Origin of the sequence: Nocardia sp. NPDC127606, from assembly GCF_042671725.1 — a bacterium.
Taxonomy (GTDB): domain Bacteria; phylum Actinomycetota; class Actinomycetes; order Mycobacteriales; family Mycobacteriaceae; genus Nocardia.
This window is the reverse complement of record NZ_JBHXWQ010000001.1, coordinates 1795531-1820153: the sequence shown is the minus strand read 5'-3', so window position 1 is coordinate 1820153 and position 24623 is coordinate 1795531. Positions and strand designations below refer to the sequence as shown.

Sequence of the window (24623 nt, the reverse complement as noted above, 5' to 3'; positions counted from 1 at the left end):
TTCAGGAGGTAACCATGGACACTGCTGTCATCGTGGCAGGCGCGGGACCGACCGGGCTGACACTGGCCGGGGAACTGCGGCTGGCGGGCGTCGACGTGATCGTCGTCGACCGGCTGCCCGCCCGCACCGGGGAATCGCGTGGCATCGGATTGACCCTGCGCACCACCGAAGTGCTCGACCAGCGCGGACTACTCGGCCGCTTCGGCGCGCTCGAGACCGGTTCGGCGGGGCATTTCGGCGGCATCCCGCTCGACCTCACGGTCCTGCGCGCACCGCTGCAAGCGCCACGCACCGTGCCGCAGTCGACGACCGAAGCGGTGCTGGAGGGCTGGGCGCGAGAGCTGGGCGCCGACATCCGGCGTGGACACGAGGTGGTCGGGCTCGACAGCGACACCGACGGCGTCACCGTGCATTTCGCGGAGCACGCGCCGTTGCGTGGCAGCTATCTCGTCGGTGCCGACGGCGGTCGCAGCGTGGTGCGCAAGGCCGCCGGATTCGACTTTCCCGGTACCCCGGCCACCACCGAACTGCTGCTCGCCGATGTCCGCGGGGTGGAGATCGCGCCGCGGATGATCGGCCAGCAGGTGCCCGGCGGCATGGTGATGAGCGCCCGGCTGCCCGACGGCGCCTACCGGATCATCGTCGGTGAACGCGGCGCCGCACCCCGGCGGCGCAGTGGCCCACCGGAATTCGCCGAGGTCGCCGATGTCTGGAAGCGGCTGACCGATGTCGACATCTCGCACGCGGAACCGGTCTGGGTGAGCGCCTTCGGTGACGCCGCGCGTCTGGTCACCGAGTACCGGCGGGGGCGGGTGCTGCTCGCGGGCGACGCGGCCCACGTCCACCTGCCCGCAGGCGGACAGGGCATGAACACCGGCATCCAGGACGCGGTGAACCTCGGCTGGAAGCTGGCGGCGGTGGTTCGCGGGACAGCGCCGATCGCCCTGCTCGACACCTATCACGGGGAGCGTCACCCGGTCGGGCAGCGGCTGCTGGCCAACACCAAGGCGCAGAGTCTGTTCATCCTCGGCGGCGAGGAGGTCGGGCCACTGCGTGAGGTGCTGAGCGAGCTCGTCGCCTACCCGGAGGTGCAACGGCACCTCGCGGCCCGGGTCACCGGCCTCGACATCCGCTACGACGTGGGCGGCGGGTCCCATCCGCTGCTGGGTGCGCGGTTGCCGCGGCGCACGCTCGCGCGCGGCACGCGCACCACCGATACCGCCGCACTGCTGCGGCCCGGTCGCGGCGTCCTGCTCGACCTCACCGACAACCCGGCACTGCGCCGCCGCGCCGAGCCGTGGACCGACCGCATCGATGTGGTCACCGCGACGGCGACCGAACCCATCGACGCCGACGCGCGCACCACTGCGCTGCTGGTACGGCCCGACGGCCACGTGGCCTGGGTCGCCCCCGGCACCCACCACGACCTACCGACCGCCCTGGACCGCTGGTTCGGGCCGGCCCGATGAACATCCGAGAGAAGGGGAAGTCAATGTTCAGCACACTGATCGTGGCCCGCATGGACCTCGCGTCCGCGGGCGATGTCGCCGGACTGTTCCGGGAATTCGACACCACCGAGCTGCCGCACCGGATGGGCACGCGACGTCGCCAGCTCTTCCACTACCGCGGCCTGTACTTCCACCTGCAGGACTTCGACGACGACAACGGCGGCGAACGGATCGAGGACGCGAAGACCGACGAGCGCTTCGTGCGCATCAGCCAGGATCTGAAGCCGTTCATCGAGGCCTACGACCCGAAGACCTGGCGCTCGCCTGCCGACGCGATGGCGCACCGCTTCTACGACTGGAACGCACGATGAGCGCCCCGGAACGCCGGGTGGTGATCACCGGCGTCGGCGTCACCGCCCCCGGCGGGGTGGGCACCAAGAGCTTCTGGGACCTGATCTCCAACGGCCGCACCGCGACCGGACGGATCTCGCTGTTCGATCCGGCGCCGTTCCGGTCCCAGGTGGCCGCCGAGATCGACTTCGACCCCGAATTACACGGCCTGACCCCGCAGGAGATCCGGCGGATGGACCGGGCGGCGCAGCTGGCGGTGGTCAGTGCCCGCGAGGCGGTCGCCGACAGCGGGCTCGAGTTCGACGACATCGACCCGTTCCGGACCGGTGTCACCATCGGCAGTGCCGTGGGCGCCACGATGGGCCTCGATGAGGAGTACCGCACCGTCAGTGATGGTGGACGGCTGGAACTGGTCGATCACAACTACGCGGTGCCGCACCTCTACAACTACTTCGTCCCGAGTTCGTTCGCGACCGAAGTTGCCTGGGCGGTCGGCGCGCAGGGACCGTCGACCGTGGTATCCACCGGGTGCACTTCCGGTCTGGACGCGGTCGGCTACGCCGCGGAAGTGCTGCGCGAAGGCGGCGCGGACGTGATGATCGCCGGCGCCACCGACGCGCCGATCAGCCCGATCACGGTGGCCTGCTTCGACGCGATCAAGGCGACCACCCCGCGCAACGACGATCCCGAGCACGCCTCGCGACCCTTCGATGCCAGCCGCAACGGCTTCGTCCTCGGCGAGGGCGCGGCGGTGTTCGTGCTCGAGGAACTGGAAAGCGCGCGCAAACGCGGCGCGACGATCTACGCCGAGCTGGCCGGACACGCCACCCGTTCCAATGCCTTCCACATGACCGGTCTGCGCCCGGACGGCAAGGAGATGGCTGAGGCAATCCGCACCGCACTCGGCCAGGCGCAAATCGACGGCACCGAGATCGACTACATCAACGCGCACGGTTCCGGCACCAAACAGAACGACCGGCACGAGACCGCCGCGGTCAAACGCGTTCTCGGCGATCACGCCTACCGCACGCCGATGAGCTCGATCAAGTCGATGGTCGGGCATTCGCTCGGCGCGATCGGGTCGATCGAGATCGCGGCGTCGGTGCTGGCGTTGGTCAACAACGTGGTGCCGCCCACGGCGAACCTGCACAATCCCGACCCCGAATGCGATCTGGACTACGTGCCGTTGACCGCGCGCGACCACCAGGTCGACGTGGTGCTGTCGGTGGGCAGCGGGTTCGGTGGGTTCCAGAGCGCGGTCGTGCTCGCCGATCCTTTCCGGAGCCGACGATGACCGCCGCGGTGGTGACCGGGCTCGGCGTCGCCGCGCCGACCGGTCTCGGGCTGGAAGAGTACTGGCGCACGACGCTGGCCGGGCGCACCGGGATCCGCCGGGTCACCCGGTTCGACCCCGCGTCCTATCCCGCGCAATTGGCCGGGGAGATCACCGGATTCGAGGCCGAGGAGCACCTGCCGGGCAGGCTGTTGCCACAGACCGACCGGATGACGCGGTTGGCTCTGGTGAGCGCGGACTGGGCCTTCGCCGACGCCGGCGTGCGACCCGACGAACTGCCCGACTACGCCGCGGGCGTGATCACCGCCAGCAGTTCGGGTGGCTTCGAGTTCGGGCAGAACGAACTGCGCGCCCTGTGGAGCAAGGGCGGCGAGTACGTGAGCGCCTACCAGTCCTTCGCCTGGTTCTACGCGGTCAACAGTGGACAGATCTCCATTCGCAACGGCCTGCGCGGGCCGAGCAGTGTGGTGGTCAGTGACCAGGCCGGAGGGCTGGACGCGGTGGCCCAGGCGCGCAGGCAGATTCGGCGCGGTACCTCGCTGGTGGTGACCGGCGCGGTCGACGCCTCGATCTGCCCGTGGGGCTGGGTGGCGCAACTGGCGGGCGGCGGACTGAGCACCGTCACCGACCCGGACCGCGCCTACTTGCCGTTCGACGCGCAGGCAGGCGGCTACGTCCCCGGTGAGGGTGGCGCGCTGCTGGTCCTCGAAGACGCCGAGCACGCCAGACAACGCGATGCGCCCCAGATCTACGGCGAGATCGCCGGGCACGCGGCGACCGTGGACCCGCGTCCCGACGGTCCGGGCGAGCCCGGACTGCGCAGGGCGATCGAACTCGCCCTCGGCGACGCGGCAATCACGCCCGCCGAGATCGACGTCGTCTTCGCCGACGCCGCGGGAATCGCCGAACTCGACCGGATCGAGGCCGACGCCCTGGTCGCGGTATTCGGTGCGCGCGCTGTGCCGGTGACCGCACCGAAAACCATGACGGGACGGCTCTATTCGGGCGCCGCGCCACTGGACCTGGCCGCCGCCTTCCTGTCGATCCGCGACGGGGTGATCCCGCCGACCATCGGCACCGATCTCGCCGCCGACTACCAGCTCGATCTGGTCACCGAGGCCAGGCCCGCACCCGTGCGGACCGCGCTCGTACTCGCCCGCGGCGTGGGCGGATTCAACTCCGCCATGGTCGTGCGCGGCCCCGAACACCTTCGCCCCTGAGGAAAGGAAAGCCCGTGTCGACATCGTTCACACTCGACGATCTGCGCCGCATCCTGCGAGAAGGCAGCGGCGACAGCCCCGGCCTCGACGGCGAATTCGCCGATATCGAGTTCGAAGACCTCGGCTACGAGTCGCTGGCGCTGCTCGAGACCACCGGCCGGATCAAGCGCGAATTCGGCGTGACCCTCGATGACGACGCCGTCGTCGCCGTGACCACGCCGCGCGCGCTGGTCGACCTGGTCAACGAACAGCTGCTCGAAGCGCCCCAGCCCAGCTGAGCGCGAAACCGATTGCCCGACAGGAGAACAGATATGACCAACGACGACAAGGTGGCTCTGGTCACCGGCGCCACCAGCGGCATCGGCCTCGCCTCGGTCCGTCAACTGGCCGGGCAGGGACACCGGGTGTTCCTGTGCGCACGCAACAAGGAAGCCGTCGCCGACACCGTCGCGCAATTGCGGGGCGAGGGCTTCGATGTGGACGGCACGACCGCCGATGTCCGTGCGGCCGAGGACATCTCGGCGTTCGTGCGGGCCGCGGTCGACCGGTACGGCCCGGTGGACGTGCTGGTCAACAACGCGGGCCGCTCCGGCGGCGGCGTCACCGCCGACCTCACCGAGGAACTGTGGTCCGACGTGATCGCGACCAACCTCAACAGCGTGTTCCTGGCCAGCCGCGAGGTGCTCACCACCGGCGGCATGCGTGACAAGCAGCGCGGCCGCATCATCAACATCGCCTCGACGGCGGGCAAGCAGGGCGTGGTGCTCGGGGCGCCGTACTCGGCGTCCAAGCACGGCGTCGTCGGGTTCACCAAGGCGCTGGGCAACGAGCTGGCCCCGACCGGGATCACGGTCAACGCCGTGTGCCCCGGCTACGTGGAAACGCCGATGGCACAACGGGTTCGGTCCGGCTACGCCGCGGCCTACGACACCACCGAGGACGCGATCCTCACCAAGTTCCAGGCCAAGATCCCGCTCGGCCGCTACTCCACCCCCGAAGAGGTGGCCGGCCTGGTCGGCTACCTGGCGTCCGATCTGGCCGCCTCCATCACCGCGCAGGCACTCAACGTCTGCGGCGGACTCGGCAACTTCTGATTCCGGCCGACGAGCACCAGGAGACTTCCATGACGACGCAGACCACCCGCGAGGTCGAGCACACGATCACCGTGGCGGCCCCGCCGACCGAGGTGTACCGCCTTCTCGCCGAGGTGGAGAACTGGCCCCGGCTGTTCCCACCCTCGGTGTACGTGACCCGCCTCGAACACGAGGGCAACGAGGAACGCATCCAGATCTGGGCCACCGCCAACGGTGAACCCAAGACCTGGATCTCGCGCCGCGTGCTCGATCCCGAGCAACTGCGGATCACCTTCTGGCAGGAGGTGTCCGCGCCCCCGGTGGCCCAGATGAGCGGCACCTGGATCATCGAACCGCGCGAGGACGGGGGGACCGAGCTGCGGCTGCTGCACTCCTATCGGGCCATCGACGACGATCCCGACGGACTGGCGTGGATCGAGAAGGCGGTCGACGACAACAGCCGTGCGGAACTGCCCGGTCTCAAGGCCGCGGTGGAGTCGGTGGTGCGCACCGCCGACCTGACCCTGTCGTTCGTCGACTCGGTGGAGATCGCCGGTGCGGCAAGCGATGTCTACGACTTCGTCAACGAGGCGAACCTGTGGACCGAGCGGCTGCCGCACGTGGCCTCGGTGCAGCTCACCGAGAACACCCCCGGTGTGCAGGTACTGCGGATGGACACCCTGACCAAGGACGGATCGAGCCACACCACCGAATCGGTCCGGGTCTGCTTCCCGCAGCACCGGATCGCCTACAAGCAGACCACCCTGCCCGCCCTGATGGCCCTGCACACCGGCTACTGGGAGTTCCGGACCAACCCCGACGGCACGACCACCGCGTCCTCGCAGCACACGGTGATCATCGAGGCGACACGGATCACCGAGATCCTCGGCCCCGACGCCGGGGTGCCAGAGGCGCGGACCTTTCTGCGCGAGGCACTCGGGGGCAACAGCCGGGCCACGCTGAACCACGCCAAGAACTATGCCGAAGCTCGTCGATGACACCGACGTCCTGATCGTCGGCGCGGGGCCGGTCGGGTTGCTGCTCGCGGGCGATCTGGCCGGCGCGGGCGTCCGCGTGACGGTGGTGGAACAGCGGATCACCCCCACCACCGAATCGCGGGCCTCCACTCTGCACGCCCGCACCATGGACGTGCTCGCCGAGCGGGGCGTGCTCGATCGGCTCGGGCCGCTGCCCGACGGCGGGCCGGGACACTTCGGCGGACTGCGCCTGGATCTGACCGAAGCCGATCCGGCCCACCGGTTCTCGGGCCAGTGGAAGTGCCCGCAGGTCCGGCTGGAAGCAGTACTGCAGGAACGAGCGCTCGAGGCGGGCGCGGTGCTCCGGCGTGGGCACCGAGCCGCCACCCTGACCGCACAGGCGGGCGCTGTGCTGATCGACACCGTCACCCCGGACGGCGAACGGCACACGTATCGGGGCGCCTACCTCGTCGGTTGCGATGGGGAACGCAGCACCGTGCGCGAGCTGGCCGGCCTCGAGCTGGCGGGTCTCGAGGCCGGGCGGGAAATGCTGCGAGCCGACGTGGCCGGAATCGACATCCCGGCCCGTCGATTCGAACGACTCCCGCACGGGCTGGCGGTGTGCTCGCGCTGGCCCGACGGCAGCACCAGGGTGATGGTGCACGTCTACGGCGCCGCACCTCGCGTCGCGGGTGGGGAACCGGAGTTCGCCGAGATCGCCGACGCCTGGGAACGGGTGACCGGCGAGTCGATCGGACACGGAACACCCCTGTGGCGCAACGCGTTCGACGACACCAGTCAGCAGGTCACCCGGTACCGGAACGGTCGGGTCCTGCTCGCCGGTGACGCGGCCCATCGGCAGATGCCGGTGGGCGGCCAAGCCCTCAACCTCGGCTTACAGGACGCGGCCGACCTGTCCAGCCGCTTGATCGCCGCAATCACCGGCACCGGCGGTGAGGCCGAACTCGACGGCTATCACCGCACCCGGCACGCCGTCGGTGCCCGCACCCTGACCAACATCCGCGCCCAAACCCTGCTGCTGCTGGGCGGACCGGAGGTCGAACCCGCCCGGCAGCTGTTCGCCGAGCTCTTGCGCCTCGACGATGTCCGGTCCCATCTCGCCCGCATGATCAGCGGCCTGCCCGGTCCCGGCGACCCGGCGCCCGCACCACCCGATTCGAAGGAGACACCGATGAGCCTGACGAACAAGACCGCCCTGGTCACCGGATCCAGCCGCGGCATCGGCCGCGCGACCGCCCGCCAGCTCGCCGCCAAGGGCGCGCTCGTGGCCGTGCACTACGCGGACAACGAGTCTGCGGCCCGCGAGACCGTCGAGGTCATCGAGAACGACGGCGGCCGTGCGTTTCCTGTCCGGGCCGAGCTCGGCACGACAGGCGGCGTGCACGAATTGTTCCTCGGCCTCGAACAGGGACTCAAGGAACGCACCGGGCAGACCACGCTCGACATCCTGGTCAACAACGCCGGTGTCACCACCCCGGCCGGCGTCGCCCCCGAGGACGTGACACCCGAGGACTTCGACCGGCTGTTCGCGGTCAATGTCCGCGCGCCGTTCTTCATCGTGCAGCGCGCTCTCGGCCTGCTGCCCGAAGGCGGGCGCATCATCAACATCTCCTCCGGACTCACCCGATTCGCCAGCCCCGACCAGGTGGCCTACTCGATGACCAAGGGCGCGGTGGAACAGATCACGCTGCACTTCGCCCGACACCTGGCACCGCGCGGGATCACCGTCAACAGCGTCGCGCCCGGCATCACCAACAACGGCAGCGCCGTGTTCGACATCCCGGAGGCGGTCGAGCAGATGGCGCAGTTCTCGGCGTTCAAGCGCGTCGGCGAGGCGGTCGACGTGGCCGATGTCGTCACCTTCCTCGCCACCGACGAAGCCCGCTGGATCACCGGCGCGTTCATCGACGCCACCGGCGGGACGCTACTCGGCTGACAGCACGGCCGCCGCCGACCACATCAGGAGATCCGATGACGACAGTGCAAGAACCCACCGGGTACACCCAACGGCTCGACGAGCTCGACGAGCTCGACGCGCTCAAGCGCGCCGCACGTCTGGGCCCCGACCCGGCGGCCACCGAACGCCAGCACGCCAAGGGCAAACTCACCGCCCGCGAACGCATCGACCTGCTCCTCGACCCCGGTTCGTTCGTCGAGGTGGAGCCGCTGCGCAGACACCGGGCCACCGGCTTCGGACTGGAGGCGCGCAGACCCCACACCGACGGCGTGATCACCGGGTGGGGAACCGTGGACACGCGCACGGTCTTCGTCTACGCCAGCGACTTCCGGATCTTCGGCGGCGCACTCGGTGAGGCACACGCCCAGAAGATCCACAAGATCATGGACATGGCCGTCACGGCGGGCGCTCCGCTGGTCTCGCTCAACGACGGTGCGGGCGCGCGCATCCAGGAGGGCGTGACGGCGCTGGCGGGCTACGGCGGGATCTTCCGCCGCAACACCAGGGCCTCGGGAGTCATCCCGCAGATCAGCGTCATGCTCGGGCCGTGCGCCGGCGGGGCGGCGTACTCGCCCGCGCTCACCGACTTCGTCTTCGTGGTGCGTGACATCGCGCAGATGTTCATCACCGGCCCCGACGTGGTGCGCACCGTGACCGGCGAGCAGGTGACCCACGACGAACTCGGCGGCGCCGACATCCACGCCTCGGTTTCGGGGGTGGCGCATTTCGTCTACGACGACGAGCAGTCCTGCCTGTCCGATGTCCGCGCGCTGCTATCGATGCTGCCCGCCAACAACCGGGAGCTGCCGCCGGTCGCCTTCACCGCCGATCCCGCCGACCGGCAGACCACCGCGCTGACCGACCTGGTGCCCCTGGACGGCAACCGCCCCTACGACATTCGTGAGGTACTGGCCGAAATCGTCGACGACGGCGACTATTTCGAAGTACAGGCCACCTGGGCGACGAACCTGGTGTGCGCGCTGGCCCGGCTCGACGGCCAGGTGGTCGGGGTAGTGGCCAGCCAGCCGATGAGCCTGGCCGGGGTACTCGACATCGACGCCAGCGAGAAGGGCGCGCGGTTCGTCCAGTTCTGCGACGCGTTCAATATTCCGCTGCTGACGTTGGTCGACGTGCCGGGGTTCCTGCCCGGCGTCGGCCAGGAACACGCGGGCATCATCCGCCGCGGCGCGAAACTGCTCTACGCCTACTGCAATGCGACCGTACCGCGAATCTCGTTGGTACTGCGCAAGTCCTACGGCGGCGCCTACATCGTGATGGACTCGCTCTCGATCGGCACCGACCTCGCGCTGGCCTGGCCGACCAACGAGATCGCCGTCATGGGCGCCGAGGCCGCCGCCGACGTGGTGTTCCGGCGCGAGATCGCCGCGTCGGAGAATCCCGCGGCCACCAGGGACCGCAAGATCGCCGAGTACCGCGAGGAACTCGTGCATCCCTACTACGCGGCCGAGCGCGGACTCATCGACGACGTGATCGATCCGCGCGACACCCGTGGCGTGCTGATCCGCGCCTTCGCCATGCTCGCGGGCAAGGACACCGATCTGCCCCGCCGCAAGCACGGGAACCCACCGCAATGAGCGCCACGGACCCGGCGCCCTTCCTGCGCGTCGAGAAGGGCAGCGCCGACCCGGACGAGCTCGGCGCGCTGCTCCTGCTGCTGCTCGCCCGGCGTCGGGCCGCCGCCGTGCCGCCGACTCTCACCAGGCCCGTCGCCCGCTGGCGGCGTCTGGAACGCCGCCCCGCCTTCACCGACCCCCGCGCGTGGACCAGGTCCACCCGCTGACGAACGGAGCCACCATGGACGTCGGACTGCTCTTCGACCTGCGCAACCCCGCACAGTGGCAGCGGCCGTGGGCCGACCACTACGCCCGCACCCTCGAGTTCTGTGAGGAGGCCGACCTGCGCGGCGCGGGCGGAGTCTGGTTCACCGAGCACCACCTGTTCGAGGACGGCTACCTCCCGCAGCCGCTCACCTTCGCCGCCGCGGCGGCCGCCAGAACCAAGCGGGTGCGCATCGGCACCGCCGTGGTGCTGCCCGCCCTGCGCAAGCCGGCCCAGCTCGCCGAGGAGGCGGCACTGGTCGATCTGATCAGCGGCGGCCGTCTCGAACTCGGTCTCGGCGCCGGCTACCGCCTGCCCGAATACCAGCTCTTCGACACCGATTTCAGCCGCCGGTTCGCTCGCACCGGCGACAACATCGCCGAGATCCAGCGGTTGTGGGCCACCGGCGGGATCACGCCGGGGCCGATCCAGGATCCCGTGCCGCTGTGGGGCGGGTTCTACGGTCCGCGCGGCGCCCGCCTCGCCGGGCGCCTGGGCATCGGGTTCCTGCACATCTCGCACCAGCTGTTCCCGCTGTACCGCGAGGGACTCATCGAGGGCGGACACGATCCCGAGTCCGCGCGGGTCTCCGATCTGCTGCCGATCCTGCTGGCCGACGATCCAGAGGCCGCGTGGGCCCGGGTGGCCCCACACCTCGCGCACCAGATGAACTCCTATCGTCAACTGTCGGTACAGGGCACCGACGCGCCACCGCCGCCCGTCCTCGAACTCGACCAGCTGCGCCAACGTCCCGAGGACGGATCCTTCGGGCTGCTCGAGATCCTCACCCCCGAACAGGCGGCGGCGCGGATCCACGAACGGGTGGCCGGTCTGCCGGTGCGGCACCTGATCTTCTGGGCCAGCATCGCCGGCATGCCCGACGACCTGGTCACCCGCCATATCGAGCTGGTGAGTGAACAGCTGCCGCCCTTGCTGGACAAGCAGTTCCAGCTCGCCACCGGCGGCCCGATCTCGGCGCGCAACGGCCATGGCTGACACGCGACCAGCGGCGCCGACCTGGGATCGGCGCCGCTGGATACTGCTGCTGGTGCTGTCGGGCAACATGATCCTCGACGCCATCGAGGGCTCCATTCTGGTGCCCGCACTCGGCGTGCTCACCACCGAACTGAACCGGTCGATCGGGCAAACCCAGTGGCTGCTCAGCGGTTTCGCGGCGGGGTTCGCCGCGCTGCTCCTCGCCGGGCCCGCGCTGGCCGCCCGGTTCGGGCGCAGGCAGGTCTATCTCGTCGCCATGGCGCTGTTCGCTGTCGCCTCGGTGATCGGCGGGCTCACCGACGACCTGGCCCTGCTCGTCGCGACCCGCGTGGTGAAGGGCGCCGCCGCCGCGCTGACCGCACCCGCCGGGCTGGCGGTGATCGCCGCGGAGTTCCCGGCCGGTGCCCAGCAGCGCCGCGCGATCTCGGTGTACGCGGTCTTCGGGGCGGCCGGATTCACCACCGGCCTACTGCTGTCGGGTTGGCTCACCGCGCTGAACTGGCACCTGCTGTTCGTGTTCCCCGCACCGATCGCGCTCGCCCTGCTCGTCGCCGCGTGGCGGGTGATCCCCGACCCACCGGTCGCCACACCGCCGAGGCTGTCGAAACCGTTGTTGCGCAATGGTTCGTTGGCACGGTCCGCCCTCGGCGCGGGAGCCCTCAACGGCGGCTACCTCGCACTGCTGGTGGTGATCGCAGTGCAGCTGCACGAGTCGCTCGGTTGGGCGCCGTGGCAGATCGCCGTCGGACTGCTACCCGCGAGTCTGCCGCTGGCACTGTCGGTTCCGTTCGCGGGACGGTTCGTGCAGCGATACGGCACCGCGCGGCTGATCCTCGCCGGTGCGGTGGCGACACTGGCCGGGCACCTGCTGCTGTTCGCCCGACCCGAGATCCACGACTACGTGACCGACGCGCTGCCGGTGCTGCTGCTGATCGAAGCCGGGTTCGTCCTGTCGTTCGCCGCGCTGAACATGCAGTCGACCGCCACCGTGCCCGCCGAACTCCGCCCGATCGCGGTGCCGCTGTATCAAACCGGTGTCCAGTTCGGGGCGGCCTTCGTGCTGCCGATCGCGGTCGGGGCGGCGGCGGCCTTCGATGCCTACCGTCCCGCGGCGGCGGTGATCGCGGTCGCTGGGCTGCTCGCGGTCCTCGCCGCGAGCAGCGAACTGCGCGCATCCGCGACACCGGCACCCGCGAACGCCGTTCCATAACAGCCACACCCACCTCGAGGAGGTACCAACTCATGACCGTCGATGTCTTCATCCGAGAACAGCCCGACCAGCTGGCGACAGGTCCCAGGACCCTGGCACTGTTCCCCGGACAGGGCTCCCAGCGGCCCGGCATGGCCGCGTGGATCACCGACTACCCGGTGGCCGAGGAGGTCTTCCGCCGCGCCGACGACATTCTCGGTATCCCGCTGACCCAGCTGTGCGTCGACGGCACCGCCGAGCAGTTGCGGGCCACCGACGTGGCCCAGCCCGCGATCGTCGCCACCAGCCTGGCCCTCAGCGCGGTCCGCGCCCAGCGTGGACTGCCGCCCGCGGCGGTCGCCGGTCACAGCCTGGGGGAGTTCACCGCCCTGGCCATCGCCGGAGTGTTCGACGAGGACACCGTCCTGCAACTGGTCCGCCGCCGCGGCGAGCTCATGGCCGAGGTCTCGCGCCGCTACGACGGCGCGATGAGCGCCGTCATCGGCCTACCCGCCGAGCAGGTCGACAAGCTGTGCGCCCGCGTCACCTCGGGCGTCGTCGGCGTGGCCAACTACAACCAGCCGACCCAGACCGTGGTCTCCGGCACCGCCACCGCCGTAGCCGACCTCGAGGACCTCGCCCGGTCCGCCGGCGCGGCGAAAGTGGTGCGGCTCAAAGTCGCCGGAGCCTTCCATTCGCCCCTGATGGCCGACATCGCCGCCGAATTCGGCGCCGAACTCGACCGCTACACCCTCCGGCCGCCGCTCGTTCCGGTGCTCAGCGCGGTCACGGCCGACTACGTCACCGACCCCACCGAAATCCGCGCGCTCCTGCGCGGCCAACTGCTGGCCCCGGTCCGCTGGGTGGAGACCGTCCAACGGGCTGCCACCGACGGCTACGACGAACTGGTCGAACTGGGCCCGGGCCAGGTACTGACCGGATTCTCCCGCCGCATCGCCCCCGACGTCAGCTCGACGGCGATATCGAAACCCGAAGAGCAGGGCTAGCCGATGGGTCGGTCCGGCGGCTTACGCCAGACCGACACATGGTTCTCGCTGTCGCCGGTGAACGGAGTACCGAGCCAGTCTGCGGTGCGCCCTCCAGCGACAACCCGGCCAACTGAGCCATCAGATCGCACTCCGCGGGCCAGACGTAGCGAAGGTGGCTGACGCCGTAGGTCACCGTGCCGTCGGGTCGGTGCCGGTCAGTTGGGGTCGGCTGGAGCGGACGGCGGGCGGAGTGCTCGCGCCGGAGCCGTTGGCCGCGCCAACAAGGGAATGGATTGGGTTCCGTACGTCTCGAGCGCGACAAGGCTTGACAGGTCATGAATTCGGCACAGCGTTTCCGCAGGTTCCCAAAGCTGCCCGACTCTTCCCGCGATTTCTATGTTTGCGCAGGTAGAAGACTATTTAGCAGTCCTGAAGCTACCCGTCACTTCCCGGAATTTCCTGTGCAAACTCGTCTGAAATTCGTAGAAAAATCGTAGAAGCACCGGCGACCGACGCTGGTAGACCGTAGCCCCGGGTGGGGGATTGCGGTGCACCAGCGTCCCAACCTGGGGGATGGGTGGGTGCTAGAAGTCCTGGATCCATTGCCTGGCGCGAGGGCGGTCGCAGGTTCGCTCTAGACGGGGGCGGCAAAGCCACGTGGGGCAGTGGCGAATCCCTTGCGCGCGTTGCGCTTGCTGCCGTTGATCATGTCGTTGAACCTGTCGGCGGTCCATGCCGCGCGCAGCCCGAGGCGCCCCATGATCATGGGGACTGCGTGGCCGAATTTCGGTTCGTCGACCCAGATGGTGCGCAGATCGTCCGGGGTGATGCCGGTGGCGATCCGATCCCCGATCAGGGACCCGATGTAGGTGGCCTGTGCAAGACCGTGGCCGTTGCACGCGAGAGAGTAGTAAACGTCCTCGCCGACCGTGCCGGCCACTGGTAGCCAGGTCGAAGTGATCCCGATCCAACCGCCCCAGGCCCGATCGATCGCGACGTCCGCCAGCGGCGGAAAGCGTCGTTCGAACGCACGCGCGCGATCGGCGACCACCGCCGGTTCGGGATGGCGTTCGGGAAGCGGATAGCCTGCGGCACGCTCGATCTGGCGGACGCCGAACACGATGGTGTTGCGTGCGGTGAGCCGGTAGTTCTCCATGATGTTGTGCTGGGTGATGAGCCCGGATCGGCTGGTCCAACCGAGCGCTGCGAGGCGCGCCGGGTCGATCGGCTCGGTCTCGACCTCGGTCACCCACTGCCCCATAGAACGCCTTTCACGCTTTGCTCGGGCTCCGAGCGTTTGCTCGTCACTGGTCTCCGGATGGGAGGTCGTCTCACTGGGGCACTCGGCGTTGACCAGCACGCCGGTAGCGGCAATGGCGTTGGCCAGCTTGACGGTCAGCGTGTTGAAAGCGCTCTTCGGCAATGAGTAGCCCGGGCTCAGGCCGTTCCTGGTACGTGGTCGGCGAGGTGATCCCGTCGAATCTGTGGGGTGATCGGCGGGGCCGGATTGGGTCCGCCGTCCCTTCCGATTCGTCAGATCGCCAGCCACACACCAACATCCGCTCTTGTCCGAGTCGTCGAGTACTCTCCCGGAAGAACACGGGACCGCACATTCGTAAGCCGTCGGAAGCAAGGAGCCATCAGTGGTTCGGGGTGAGTTGACGTGGTGGCAGTTATCGGACCTGCACTGGCCGGTCGATCCGTCCACGGAGCTGAAGCGGTACGTCGACAACCTGCTACGGCACCTCCGCGAGTCCGTGGTGGCCTCGGGGCGTCCCGACTTCGCCGTCTTCACCGGCGACATCGCGTACTCCGGCCAGTCGAAGGAGTACGACTCGGTCGGAGAGCACCTCATAGCGCCACTGCGTGAACTGCTCGGCGACGACGTTCCGCTGCTCTTTGTCCCGGGCAACCATGACATGGACCGTGACGAGGCGCTGATAAAGCAGAGTCGGCTGGTCACCGACCTGGCGGAAGCGGCCGCCGTCGACGCCTTCCTTGGTAACCCACGCAATCGCGCGAACTTCGCAGACCCGTTCCGCGGTTACTCCGACTTTGTGGCGCAGTGGGGCCCCGCTGGGACTGACGACGCCTACCGCTGGACCCACACCGTTACCGTGGCGGGCCACAAGCTCACGGTACTGGGCCTGAACTCGGCCTGGGCGGGCTTCTACCCTACGGCGGACAGCCCAACTGAGGACGACCGCGGTCGGCTGCTTCTCTCTATCGAGCAGACCCCGGAGCCCGACAAGGACGCCGACTTCACGCTCGTCGCCCAGCACCACCCGTTCGAGTGGCTGAACGAGGATGTTTGCGATCCGGCGGTACAGAGCTTGCGCCGAAACTACCAGGTCGGGCTCTTCGGACACGTCCACAGTCCGCGCGAGCTCGGGCAGCTCAGCTCGCCCCACTCCACCTTCTTGCGCATCCCCTCGATGCTGCTGTTCGGACGGCCGCATGGGGACGACTCTGCGCGCTATCCCCGTGGCTACACCGTCGGCGCCATCGACATCGCAACCAGCGAGTGCCGCGTGAGGTATTTCAAATACGACAGCGTCTACTCCCAGTCGTTCAAGGAGTTCACAGACGTCTACGCCGATGACGGGAGACCTCCGACGGCTGTCCTCAAGCCGCGCCGGGTGGGCGTGGAGTCCGCGGGACGGACGGGGACGGCGGCGCGTTCCCGGTTTGGCGAAACGCTGCCGGAGATCATCCGGTTGCGCGAGAGGGTACTGGAGCTCACCTCCTGCGACCGTGATGTGCGGCATGCCCTTGACATGCTCCAGGCGTCTGTCGAACTCGTCGACCGCCACGAAGGCCTGGCTCCCTATCTCCTGGACGGCCCTTCGTTTGCGTTCGCGTACGTCCTCGCCGAGCTGTCGGTGGTACGGGCCCACGCCGTTGGTGGGATCCAGGCGCAGGCCGACTTCAGCGTCGCCTCGCGGCTCAAGCAGGATGCAGACCGGCTCGCGGGAGCTTCGCCGACTGGGGTGCTCGACCTGGCAGAGCTGCTCCGGGCGGTCGACCACGTCAGCATCGCAGAGCCGAGCCGGATCCGGACCGCTGGCGACCTGCGACGCGCACCGGTCGCGAAGGCCTTCGTCTACCTTTGGGGCCTCGCCCGGCTGGCCCAACTCCTAGACAGCCCCGGCTTGATCGAGGGCACCTTGACAGCTGACCAGCGCGGTCGAAACGTGCTCTCCGTGCACGAGACCCCGAACGGCGGAGATGTCCTTGTGTTCGACCTCGCGACCACCGACCGCCGCACCTTCCACCTGGCCTCTGAAGCCCTGCACTCCGTCCGCCGCTACTTCACCGAGCTGGATGACCTATGGCGCAAGTGGCAGCTGATCCACCCGTTGCTGAGGTTCGAGCTCGACACGCCCAATTGGGTGGATCGAAGCGTGAACCACCACGAGATCCGGGTCGACCCACGCCCGGTGACGGAGATTCTGATGGGCCGGGCACTCTACGGTGACCGTCAGCACGTGTGGCTCCGAGAACTAATCCAAAACGCCGTGGACGCTACGGCCATGCGTGCGAAGAGTGGCGAGGACGACTACACCCCCGCCGTCCACGTCGAGCGGCGGAACGAACGCGTCGTGGTCATCCGCGACAACGGTATCGGGATGACTTATCAGCAGGTGGTGAACCAGCTTTCGGTGCTCGGGCGCTCCGGCTGGCGGAGCTCTGCGGAGGTCCAGCAGCCCGCCGACATACCTGCGTTCTTCGGGCGTTTCGGGATCGGGTTCGCCTCTGTCTTCAGCGCTGCCGCGGAGGTGGACGTTCGCACCCGCACTTCGGGCAGCCGTCCCGTCGACGGCGTCCAGGTCCAGTTCACTGCCCCCGACCGGCCGTTCTACACAGACTTCACCACCTGCGACATCGGCACCGAGATCACCGTGACACTGGCCGAGCCGCTCAAAGCGTCCCAGTTCAAAGCCGCACTGCAAGATCTATTCGCCTACTTGCCGGACGTCATACACGCCTCGCCCGCTCCCGGCATTCCGAGCTCCCTGGCCACGTTCTCGGCTGTAAGGTGGCACGACGACAGCGCGCTGGCTGGCTGGAACGTCCTCACCCGTGAGGGCCGCGCCCAGCTCGGAGCCTACGAGGCGGGCTTCAAAGTCGAGCTCCTGTATGACCCCCAGCCGCATCGCCGCAAGAGCAGACGTGAAGTGGGGAAGTCCGGGTTGCCCAAATTCGATGACATCGGCTTTACTTCGCTGACGTTCGCCGCCGATGGGGTCCGCATTAGCGAGCGCAAGGGACTGCGCCCGTCGAAGGACGGCGATTCGACCAGGTACCAAGCGTCTGACCTCGATCTGAATCTCAGCGGTGTCTACATGACCATCGACTTCGCCCGCGAACACGCGCCGGTGCTGGCGTCCCGCAACGAACTTGGGGCCGCTGAGGAGTTTCAGGACGAGATCGAGGAGCTCGTCGTCAAGGAACTCGTCCATCTCGTGCCCGATCTGATGCGAGCGGCATCATCCCGTGCTCGGCATCCGGAAGATCGGCGCCGCGCGGTAGTCCAGGCTCTCATTGACACCTTCCAATCTGCACGCAGCTACAGTTATCGGTGGACCACCGGGTTCCACAAGAACCCTGAGCTGGATCGAGCCTGCACCGAGGCGTATTTCGCGAACTGCCCGGCGCTTGTCGAATCGGCCGACGGTACCGTGCGCCACCTGTTGCTATCCGAGGTCGACCCCCACGTCTGCTCGATCGTTGTGCGGAAGGGGCTCACGGAGACTCCGGTCTTCTCCGCCTTCGTCCGGGCCGAGCAGATCGATCAGTGGTTGGTCGCGATGAACGACGGCGAGATCATCTTGCTCAAGCGGGCCTGGCCGCACGACGTTTCGCTGAGAGCCTTCGACTCGATCCCGCAGCTCACCGAGAACTTCCAGGCAGTCCTACCCGAGTCCCGCACCGGGAACCTGTGGCGGCTCCTACGTTCGGACTTCGCGCTCTCCGAGAGCACGGCATTCGGCCCGTCCCTCTGTCTTACGTTGCCCCGGCAGCGTGGCTCGAGGTCGGTCACCCGGGTCCAGGGCATCGAGCGACGCCGCGTCGAGACCTCGACGACCGAACGGCCTCGGGTATTCCTCAATTGCGCCCACCCGGTCATCCGAGCGCTGGAGGCGTTCTTGAGCCGTAGCGACCGCGAGTTTTCGGCCGAGCTGGCGGTAACGGCGATCCTGGACAACCTCTGCGAGCAGGTAATCGACGAGACCCGTATCACTGTGAGGCGGAGCCGATGGCGCATGATCTGCGAGGAGCTGGAGCGCCTCACCGCCGGCAAATTCACCCACCTGGCCGTCGAGGACCTCTGAGCTCCGCCTGCTGGCCCGTCCCACCGGGGCAGCGCGACACCGCACCTCATCGTCCCTGGAACTGGCCGCCCCGCGGCCACGCTGCGGAAGGCGCAACCCATGCCCCTCGGACGTCAGATCGAGGACCTGAAGCTCTCCTCGTTCACAGTAGGTACGGCGCTGCCGGAGGACCGGCTGGCTACCGTCACCGCTCTGTTCACCCATGTTGAGCGCTATACCATCGAGGCGATCGACTGGTACCTCACCAAGCGCAGGCGCCCCGCGCAGTGGTCGCGGCTGCTGCGGGGCATCGCAGTCGGTGCCGTCGTGGTCGGCGGCATCATCCCGCTCGTCCATGGCGCGTCACCCAGCCTGATCGCTCCCGACTGGGGATTCGTCCTCCTCGCGATCGGCGCTGGGTGCGTGCTCTTCGACCGCGTCTTCGGCCACTCGACCTCCTGGAGCCGGTTTGCACGGACCGGGATCACCCTCCAGCACGCGCTGGCCCGGGCCCAATCCGAATGGGTCGCCGCGCTGGTGACGCTCGATGAAGCCAAGCTCGGGAAAGAAGAACTGCGGGAGCTCCTCGCCGTGGTCGAGCGCCTGCGCAGCAAAGTGCAAGAGACCATGCAGGAAGAGACGTCCGGATGGATCGGCTACCTCGCCGATGGCCTGGAGGAGCTGAATTCCACTACGGTGAACCGTAGTTCGCGAGGTGCCGTGCTCGAGAAAACGATTGCAGCCCCTGACTGAGTGCTCGGTCGGTGGGTTGGTGTTTGGTCCGGGCAGGTTCCGCGCCAGTTGGCAGCTTCGCCGGTGATGCGGCGGCCATGAGTTCGATCATCGCGACGAGCTGGATCATGGTTTCGGTGCGGAGCGGGTGGCGTTCGTAGACACGAGCGAGGCATCGTGGTGTAAGTCAGCCGAACATCCCAGACCGATGAGCTTGACGAATCGTACTTTCTGGGGCCGCGGAACGGCTGGCTGGCGAGGCTGCTCGACCGTCATCTGCGGAAGCAGACGATTGTGATGCTGGTGGAGGCTCACAACTCGGAGCACAGGAGTCTCAAGGAGGAATCTCTATGTGGTCGCAGTCGGGAAGCGGAGGTTAAGCTGGAACGAAATCGGTCCGCGATCGAAACCAGTATCGTCCCGATGACCTTGGTCGAAGCGATGAACGCGGCTCAGGCTGAAAAAGCAACGGCCGCCACAGAATTGGAGCGTAAACCGCAAGTCCCGAAATCGACCGCAGTGCAGATCGAAAAGCTGATCGACGGTCTCGGCGACGTTTGGGCCGTGTTCGACTCGGGAAGCGCCAGCGACCAGATTGCCCCGTATGCGGCGATTGAATTGGCAGACGGGTTGATCGGATGTCGGCGGGTACTGATTCCCGGCTCCCGGCCTGGTTTCCCATGCTCTGTGTTTCCCTGGAGCTCGTACCAGGGGTAACTGATTGACATGCGTTTTTCGGCTTTCGTGCTGGCGATCCAGAGGTGTTGCGCGGTTTTCGGTGGATGGCCGCGAGCGTCGAAAGCTCGCTCTACTCCGGGCATTCAGTACCGCGTTTGTATGGAACCGGTTCACGACGGTCATCGGCTGCCGTCGCGAAGTGTAGGTGGTCTCGGACCGCGTTGTGTGAGCTCGTCGGTCAGAACGTTCGCATAGGTGCCACGCTCGGTGCGTGGATGGCCGACAATCGTCGGTATGGCTGGCGAGGAACAGGTCGGCCCCGCCGACTCGACGGTATCGGGGTTGGAGGTATCGCCGAGTCAGGAGTTGCCAGATGCTGCACGTGCGGAAGGCCCGGAGGACAGCCGCGGTCATCTGGGCGAGTTACCTAGGGCGCGAACCTGCGACGGGTGACCTGGGGTTTCTTGTGAGGTCTATTTAGCTTTGCAGTGCCAACATCGCCCTGAACTGCGGAAATGTGGTCGCAGGTTGGTGCCCTCGGCGGGACACGCAAAACATGAGAAACTGTAAAATGCCTGGTCATCGCGGGTTCGTATCGATTTGATACTCACGCACCGCCGGTTCGAATCGGTTCCTGTACCCGTCTTCGACGTACCCACGGCGGGGCACATCGAAGACGGGACGCGTGACCTGGGGATCTGCTCTGGGCGACTAATGATTGAAGCGAAACCTCAGCATGACATGCACGGCAGCATCGAAGGTGCCGGGTGGCGGGAGCAGGTCCGAGGTGTCGGGGACCTTGAACTCGGACCGCACGGGATATCCGGTCTGAGCTGCCAGTGCTTCGGCGTCGATAAACCGAGTGCCGTTGGGGGGAGGCGAGAACACGCGGTCCCATCCATCGGCTTGCGCGAGGAAAACCAGTTCGCCGACCTCCCCGGCCCCCACCGAGGTCGCGTACCGGAGCTGCCCGAGCGGGGGACGGGGGACTCCGGCACAGTGTTGCCATGGGTTCGTCGGTCGCTGATTCTCTCACTGTCGCCACATTCAACGTGAACGGAATCCGCGCGGCACGTCGTCGTGGATTCGACCAGTGGTTGCGGGCGCGGTCGGTCGATGTGGTCGCGTTGCAGGAGTTGCGTTGTCCCGCATCTGATGTGGGCACATTCGCGGGCTATTCGGCGGCGGTGGACGTGGGTTGCGTGGCCGGTCGTAACGGTGTGGCCGTACTGACGAGGGTTTCCGCCGCTGCCGTGCGGACGTGGGTGACCCACCCACCCCGGGCCCGCGGACTCGGTGAGTTCGCCGCACAGGGACGCTATATCGAGGTCGACCTGGCCGACCGACCGGTGACGGTGGCCTGTCTCTATCTCCCCAAGGGCGGTCTGCCCTCGCATCTGCAGCGCCCGGGATCTATGCGCGAACAGCCCGACGGTGGGGTCAAGTACGAACGGAAGCAGAGGTTCTTCGCGGCGTTCGCCCGCGAAGTGCACCGGAACCGGCTCGCGGCGCTGAGCGCGGGACGCGAGTTCGTCCTCACCGGGGATCTGAACATCGCGCACACCCGGCACGATGTGACCAACTGGCGTGCCGCCCGCACGATGGACGGATTCCTGCCTGCCGACCGCGAGTGGTTCAGTTCGATTCTCGGCACGCGTCGGCTCGTCGACGTGGTGCGACAGGTGCACGGCGATCGCCCGGGTCCACTCACCTGGTGGAGTTGGGCGGGTCAATCGTTCGCCAAGGATGTGGGTTGGCGAGTGGACCACCAACTCGCGACACCCGGTCTCGCCCGCCTCGCCACGTCTGTCGTCGTCGACAAGGAACCGTCACCCGCTGAGCGGCTCTCCGATCACGCCCCACTCGTGGTGACCTACTCGGCAATGCCTGACTGAGAAGTTCTGGTGCCCTCGGCAGGACACACAAAACATGGGCAACTGGAAAACACCTGGTCATAGTCGATGGCTACTCGATCTGAGCTCCAGCACCAACCGCTGCGTGGGGGGCAGGGGTTCGAGTCCCGTTAGCTCCACCAAGTTTGTCATTGCACGAACACTTGGTTTAACGGTCCTGGTCGGCGTTTCTACGCTGGTCAGGGCCTTTTTCGTGTTCGGGGTGATTGTGGTGGTGGGTGGTTCGGGGATGCGGAACACGGGGATGATGGTGTCGGGTCCGGTGATCTTGACTTCTGCGACAAGCGTTTCGATGAGCGTTTTGCGGGCGGTGTCGCTGCCGGTGGTGATGATATCGGTGATGTGGTCGGCTACCTGGTTCGGGGTGGCGGTGTCGGGTCCGGTGGGTGCGGTGTCGAGGTTGGCGGTCAGTTCGTCGCGGTGGTGGGTGAGTTGGCGGTGGGTGTCGCGCAGGCTGGTGAGGCGGTCTCCGATGAGTTCGGCGGTCATGGTGCCGTTCTCGAACGCGGTGAGGTAGCGGTCGATCTTGGCCGTGGTGTCGGTGATCTTGGTGGTGACGGCGGCGAGTTCGTCTTGCTGGGCTTGGCGTCCGCTGTTGTGGAGGTGTTGGGCGGTGGTGACGGCGTCGTTGATGAGGGTGTGCTGCTCACGGTAGAAGGTGGCGAGGGCGTGGAGGACGGCGGTTTCGGCGTGGTCGGCGTTGAGTCGGTAGCCGCCGCATTTCGTGCTGTTGTAGCGGGTGCGGTTGTGGCAGGTGTAGTAGCGGTAGACCTTGGTTTTGCCGTGGGCGCGGGTGCCGATCATGGCGGTGCCGCAGGTGGGGCAGCGCATCCGCCCGGTCAGGGTGTAGTCGGAGGCGTTGGCGGCGCGGTGGGCGTGGTCCTCGCCGCGCTCGAGGCGTAGGCGTTCGGCTTCGGCGAACAGTTCGGGTTCGATCAGTGGTGGGTGGCAGTCGGCGACGGTGATGTCGCGGAAGGTGAGCTCGCCGAGGTAGACGCGGTTGGACAGGGTGCGCAGGACTTGGTGGCCGGACCAGGTACCGCCGTTGGTTGTGCGGTGCCCTCGTTGGTTGAGCAGTGTGGCGATGGCTCTGGAACCGAGTCGGTCTCGGGTGTAGAGGCGGTAGATCGAGGCCACGACGGGGGATTCGGCCGGGTTGGGGGCCAGGGTGTCGCCGGTGGTGTCGGGTCGGTAGCCGAACGGGCGTCGTCCGCCTTTCCAAAGCCCTTTGGCGGCTTTGCGTTCCATGCCCGCGACGACACGGTCGATGATGGTCTCGCGTTCGAACTGGGCGAACATGCCCAGCATCTGAACCAGCATGCGGCCCATCGGGGTGGAGGTGTCGAACGGTTCGGTGGCGGAACGGAACACGACTCCGTGTTTGTCGAGGTCGTCGAGTAGTTCGACGAGGTCACGCAGGTTGCGGGAGAACCGGTCAACGCGGTAGACGAGCAGCACGTCGATCAGCCCGGCTTCGGCTGCCTGTAGGGCGCGTTGCAGGTCCTTGCGATCGGTGCTCGCGCCGGAGGCGTCGTCGGCGAAGCGCATCACGACATGCCAGCCGGGCTGGGAATCGACGTAGGAGCCGAGGCGGGAGTCCTGGGCTTCGATCGAGTAGGGCTGATGTTCATCATCGGTGGAGCGCCGGACATAGATCCCGACCCGCACTGTTTCGAGGGTGTCGAGCCGAGCGGGTTGAATGGTCGCGTTTTTCTTCCTGGGTCGTGCCATACCGAGTCGAATTCCCTTCTACTGCATAATATTGCGTCTGCTATTGTCCATCGATCGTCGATGTGGATCCAGGGATGGGAAACGATTCACGCGGCTATATCGCGGAATTGTTCGGGATTGTCGTGCCGGTTGTTCCATTCGTTGATCAGCGCGGCGAGTGCGGTGACAGCGCGCCGGTTCTGTTCGGGTGTGATCGGGGTGGTCTCGATCCGTTCCACGGTGACGCGGTCGCGGTGGCGGACTCGATGAATGGGCAGGGGGGTGACGTTGTTGTCGGGGTTCGTGGGGTCGCTGGGCTCCGGTGTCACTGGCGCTCCTGACGACGAGACAGACGGGGGTTCGTCCGTAAACACCGGCAAAACCGTCGTTTCGGGACACCGAGGTCGGAAAGTTCTCGAGATCGTTACCTGGGTGCGGAGTCTCGCGGGTGTACCGATAGACACACGCGACCCCCGATACACGTCGCGAGCGGTCCGTCGCGCTGACACGCCCCCGGAACCGGACGATCCCACCCGTAAGCCGTTCGGGCGCTGTGCGACCGCGACGAGCGCAGCGACGCCCCCGTCCGACGACAGCACGGCGGACAGGCCGTCAGGCCGCACCAACTCGACGCGGAATTACCGGCGCGAGCCGAATGTGGTCGTGAAGGTGTGAGCAGCCGGTTGTCGTAGGAGGCGTTGTCGGGTCTCAGATCGAAGGTGGCCCTCTCCTGCGGAGGCCGCCGGGAAGGGTGGTAGGAGCGAGTTCCCGACATCGGATCGCGGCGGAAATCGGGCGATGTGTGCTGTGTACGGATGTCTATACAGTCAGTATGTATAGACAATCCCTGCTGGTATCCGGATGGATATGTGGCCGGTGAACAGCGGATACGCGGGGTGCGGATGGGTCGTTTTGACCACC

General features: G+C 67.5%; 20 protein-coding genes. 17 read left to right on the top strand and 3 right to left on the bottom strand.

Annotated features, from left to right (window positions below):
• Window positions 1-14: 14 nt before the first annotated feature.
• The 13 genes from ACFVJ5_RS08510 to fabD are packed head-to-tail and all read left to right on the top strand — an operon-like array spanning window position 15 to window position 13372.
• Entirely contained in the window at window positions 15-1469 is a 1455-nt protein-coding gene (locus ACFVJ5_RS08510; RefSeq protein ID WP_379219221.1) for an FAD-dependent monooxygenase, read from the top strand.
• A gap of 23 nt (window positions 1470-1492) precedes the next feature.
• On the top strand, window positions 1493-1819 hold the full coding sequence (locus ACFVJ5_RS08505; RefSeq protein WP_379219220.1) for a TcmI family type II polyketide cyclase: 327 nt from the start codon (window positions 1493-1495) through the stop codon (window positions 1817-1819).
• Window positions 1816-3093 carry a beta-ketoacyl-[acyl-carrier-protein] synthase family protein gene (locus tag ACFVJ5_RS08500; protein WP_379219219.1) on the top strand — a complete coding sequence of 426 codons (1278 nt, stop codon included), beginning with the start codon at window positions 1816-1818 and terminating at the stop codon, window positions 3091-3093. The genes ACFVJ5_RS08505 and ACFVJ5_RS08500 overlap by 4 nt, the downstream gene beginning before the upstream one ends.
• Window positions 3090-4313: a ketosynthase chain-length factor gene (locus ACFVJ5_RS08495; protein ID WP_379219218.1), complete on the top strand. Its 1224-nt coding sequence runs from the start codon at window positions 3090-3092 to the stop codon at window positions 4311-4313. Before ACFVJ5_RS08500 ends, ACFVJ5_RS08495 begins: the two co-directional genes overlap by 4 nt.
• 14 nt (window positions 4314-4327) lie before the next feature.
• Complete coding sequence (locus tag ACFVJ5_RS08490; protein ID WP_056819520.1) at window positions 4328-4591, top strand: acyl carrier protein; 264 nt, start codon at window positions 4328-4330, stop codon at window positions 4589-4591.
• Between the two features lie 33 nt (window positions 4592-4624).
• Window positions 4625-5407, top strand: coding sequence for a 3-oxoacyl-ACP reductase FabG (gene fabG / locus ACFVJ5_RS08485; RefSeq protein ID WP_357213470.1), 783 nt, complete (start codon window positions 4625-4627; stop codon window positions 5405-5407).
• A gap of 29 nt (window positions 5408-5436) precedes the next feature.
• The gene (locus ACFVJ5_RS08480; protein WP_378707783.1) at window positions 5437-6384 is read left to right on the top strand and encodes an aromatase/cyclase; all 948 of its coding nucleotides are present in this window, start codon (window positions 5437-5439) and stop codon (window positions 6382-6384) included.
• The gene (locus ACFVJ5_RS08475; RefSeq protein WP_379219217.1) at window positions 6365-8320 is read left to right on the top strand and encodes an SDR family oxidoreductase; all 1956 of its coding nucleotides are present in this window, start codon (window positions 6365-6367) and stop codon (window positions 8318-8320) included. The genes ACFVJ5_RS08480 and ACFVJ5_RS08475 overlap by 20 nt, the downstream gene beginning before the upstream one ends.
• Window positions 8321-8355: 35 nt before the next feature.
• Entirely contained in the window at window positions 8356-9936 is a 1581-nt protein-coding gene (locus ACFVJ5_RS08470; RefSeq protein WP_379219216.1) for an acyl-CoA carboxylase subunit beta, read from the top strand.
• Window positions 9933-10142: an acyl-CoA carboxylase epsilon subunit gene (locus ACFVJ5_RS08465; RefSeq protein WP_379219215.1), complete on the top strand. Its 210-nt coding sequence runs from the start codon at window positions 9933-9935 to the stop codon at window positions 10140-10142. The genes ACFVJ5_RS08470 and ACFVJ5_RS08465 overlap by 4 nt, the downstream gene beginning before the upstream one ends.
• A 14-nt stretch (window positions 10143-10156) precedes the next feature.
• Window positions 10157-11176 carry an LLM class flavin-dependent oxidoreductase gene (locus ACFVJ5_RS08460; RefSeq protein ID WP_379219214.1) on the top strand — a complete coding sequence of 340 codons (1020 nt, stop codon included), beginning with the start codon at window positions 10157-10159 and terminating at the stop codon, window positions 11174-11176.
• Window positions 11169-12386, top strand: coding sequence for an MFS transporter (locus tag ACFVJ5_RS08455; protein ID WP_379219213.1), 1218 nt, complete (start codon window positions 11169-11171; stop codon window positions 12384-12386). Before ACFVJ5_RS08460 ends, ACFVJ5_RS08455 begins: the two co-directional genes overlap by 8 nt.
• Window positions 12387-12418: 32 nt before the next feature.
• Window positions 12419-13372, top strand: a complete 954-nt coding sequence (gene fabD / locus ACFVJ5_RS08450; protein ID WP_379219212.1) for an ACP S-malonyltransferase — start codon at window positions 12419-12421, stop codon at window positions 13370-13372.
• Between the two features lie 616 nt (window positions 13373-13988).
• Here fabD and ACFVJ5_RS08445 read toward each other — a convergent pair.
• The gene (locus ACFVJ5_RS08445) at window positions 13989-14777 is read right to left on the bottom strand and encodes an NAD(P)/FAD-dependent oxidoreductase (protein WP_379219211.1); all 789 of its coding nucleotides are present in this window, start codon (window positions 14775-14777) and stop codon (window positions 13989-13991) included.
• 220 nt (window positions 14778-14997) lie between these two features.
• On the opposite strand from ACFVJ5_RS08445, the gene ACFVJ5_RS08440 reads away from it, so the two are divergent.
• The 4 genes from ACFVJ5_RS08440 to ACFVJ5_RS08425 all read left to right on the top strand — a co-directional run bounded on the left by ACFVJ5_RS08440 (window position 14998) and on the right by ACFVJ5_RS08425 (window position 21974).
• Window positions 14998-18690 (top strand): metallophosphoesterase, encoded by a 3693-nt coding sequence (locus ACFVJ5_RS08440; RefSeq protein ID WP_379219210.1) that lies wholly within the window; start codon window positions 14998-15000, stop codon window positions 18688-18690.
• Between the two features lie 99 nt (window positions 18691-18789).
• The gene (locus tag ACFVJ5_RS08435; protein ID WP_379219209.1) at window positions 18790-19422 is read left to right on the top strand and encodes an SLATT domain-containing protein; all 633 of its coding nucleotides are present in this window, start codon (window positions 18790-18792) and stop codon (window positions 19420-19422) included.
• A gap of 402 nt (window positions 19423-19824) precedes the next feature.
• Entirely contained in the window at window positions 19825-20118 is a 294-nt protein-coding gene (locus tag ACFVJ5_RS08430) for a hypothetical protein (protein WP_379219208.1), read from the top strand.
• 968 nt (window positions 20119-21086) lie between these two features.
• Entirely contained in the window at window positions 21087-21974 is an 888-nt protein-coding gene (locus ACFVJ5_RS08425; RefSeq protein WP_379219207.1) for an exodeoxyribonuclease III, read from the top strand.
• Window positions 21975-22031: 57 nt separating this feature from the next.
• Here the strand turns inward: ACFVJ5_RS08425 and ACFVJ5_RS08420 are convergent, their stop codons facing one another.
• Both ACFVJ5_RS08420 and ACFVJ5_RS08415 read right to left on the bottom strand, forming a co-directional pair.
• Window positions 22032-23723 carry a recombinase family protein gene (locus ACFVJ5_RS08420; RefSeq protein ID WP_379219206.1) on the bottom strand — a complete coding sequence of 564 codons (1692 nt, stop codon included), beginning with the start codon at window positions 23721-23723 and terminating at the stop codon, window positions 22032-22034.
• An 86-nt stretch (window positions 23724-23809) separates the two neighbouring features.
• The gene (locus ACFVJ5_RS08415) at window positions 23810-24031 is read right to left on the bottom strand and encodes a hypothetical protein (protein WP_379219205.1); all 222 of its coding nucleotides are present in this window, start codon (window positions 24029-24031) and stop codon (window positions 23810-23812) included.
• Window positions 24032-24623: the final 592 nt, after the last annotated feature.

Excerpts from the sequence above, each read along its gene's own strand:
- ACFVJ5_RS08425 (WP_379219207.1), top strand. The coding sequence starts at position 21,087 with ATGGGTTCGTCGGTCGCTGATTCTCTCACTGTCGCCACATTCAACGTG.
- ACFVJ5_RS08430 (WP_379219208.1), top strand. The coding sequence starts at position 19,825 with ATGACCTTGGTCGAAGCGATGAACGCGGCTCAGGCTGAAAAAGCAACG.
- ACFVJ5_RS08500 (WP_379219219.1), top strand. The coding sequence starts at position 1,816 with ATGAGCGCCCCGGAACGCCGGGTGGTGATCACCGGCGTCGGCGTCACC.
- ACFVJ5_RS08460 (WP_379219214.1), top strand. The coding sequence starts at position 10,157 with ATGGACGTCGGACTGCTCTTCGACCTGCGCAACCCCGCACAGTGGCAG.
- ACFVJ5_RS08435 (WP_379219209.1), top strand. The coding sequence starts at position 18,790 with ATGCCCCTCGGACGTCAGATCGAGGACCTGAAGCTCTCCTCGTTCACA.
- fabD (WP_379219212.1), top strand. The coding sequence starts at position 12,419 with ATGACCGTCGATGTCTTCATCCGAGAACAGCCCGACCAGCTGGCGACA.
- ACFVJ5_RS08470 (WP_379219216.1), top strand. The coding sequence starts at position 8,356 with ATGACGACAGTGCAAGAACCCACCGGGTACACCCAACGGCTCGACGAG.
- ACFVJ5_RS08455 (WP_379219213.1), top strand. The coding sequence starts at position 11,169 with ATGGCTGACACGCGACCAGCGGCGCCGACCTGGGATCGGCGCCGCTGG.
- ACFVJ5_RS08420 (WP_379219206.1), bottom strand. The coding sequence starts at position 23,723 with ATGGCACGACCCAGGAAGAAAAACGCGACCATTCAACCCGCTCGGCTC.
- ACFVJ5_RS08510 (WP_379219221.1), top strand. The coding sequence starts at position 15 with ATGGACACTGCTGTCATCGTGGCAGGCGCGGGACCGACCGGGCTGACA.
- ACFVJ5_RS08505 (WP_379219220.1), top strand. The coding sequence starts at position 1,493 with ATGTTCAGCACACTGATCGTGGCCCGCATGGACCTCGCGTCCGCGGGC.
- fabG (WP_357213470.1), top strand. The coding sequence starts at position 4,625 with ATGACCAACGACGACAAGGTGGCTCTGGTCACCGGCGCCACCAGCGGC.
- ACFVJ5_RS08475 (WP_379219217.1), top strand. The coding sequence starts at position 6,365 with ATGCCGAAGCTCGTCGATGACACCGACGTCCTGATCGTCGGCGCGGGG.
- ACFVJ5_RS08465 (WP_379219215.1), top strand. The coding sequence starts at position 9,933 with ATGAGCGCCACGGACCCGGCGCCCTTCCTGCGCGTCGAGAAGGGCAGC.
- ACFVJ5_RS08480 (WP_378707783.1), top strand. The coding sequence starts at position 5,437 with ATGACGACGCAGACCACCCGCGAGGTCGAGCACACGATCACCGTGGCG.
- ACFVJ5_RS08495 (WP_379219218.1), top strand. The coding sequence starts at position 3,090 with ATGACCGCCGCGGTGGTGACCGGGCTCGGCGTCGCCGCGCCGACCGGT.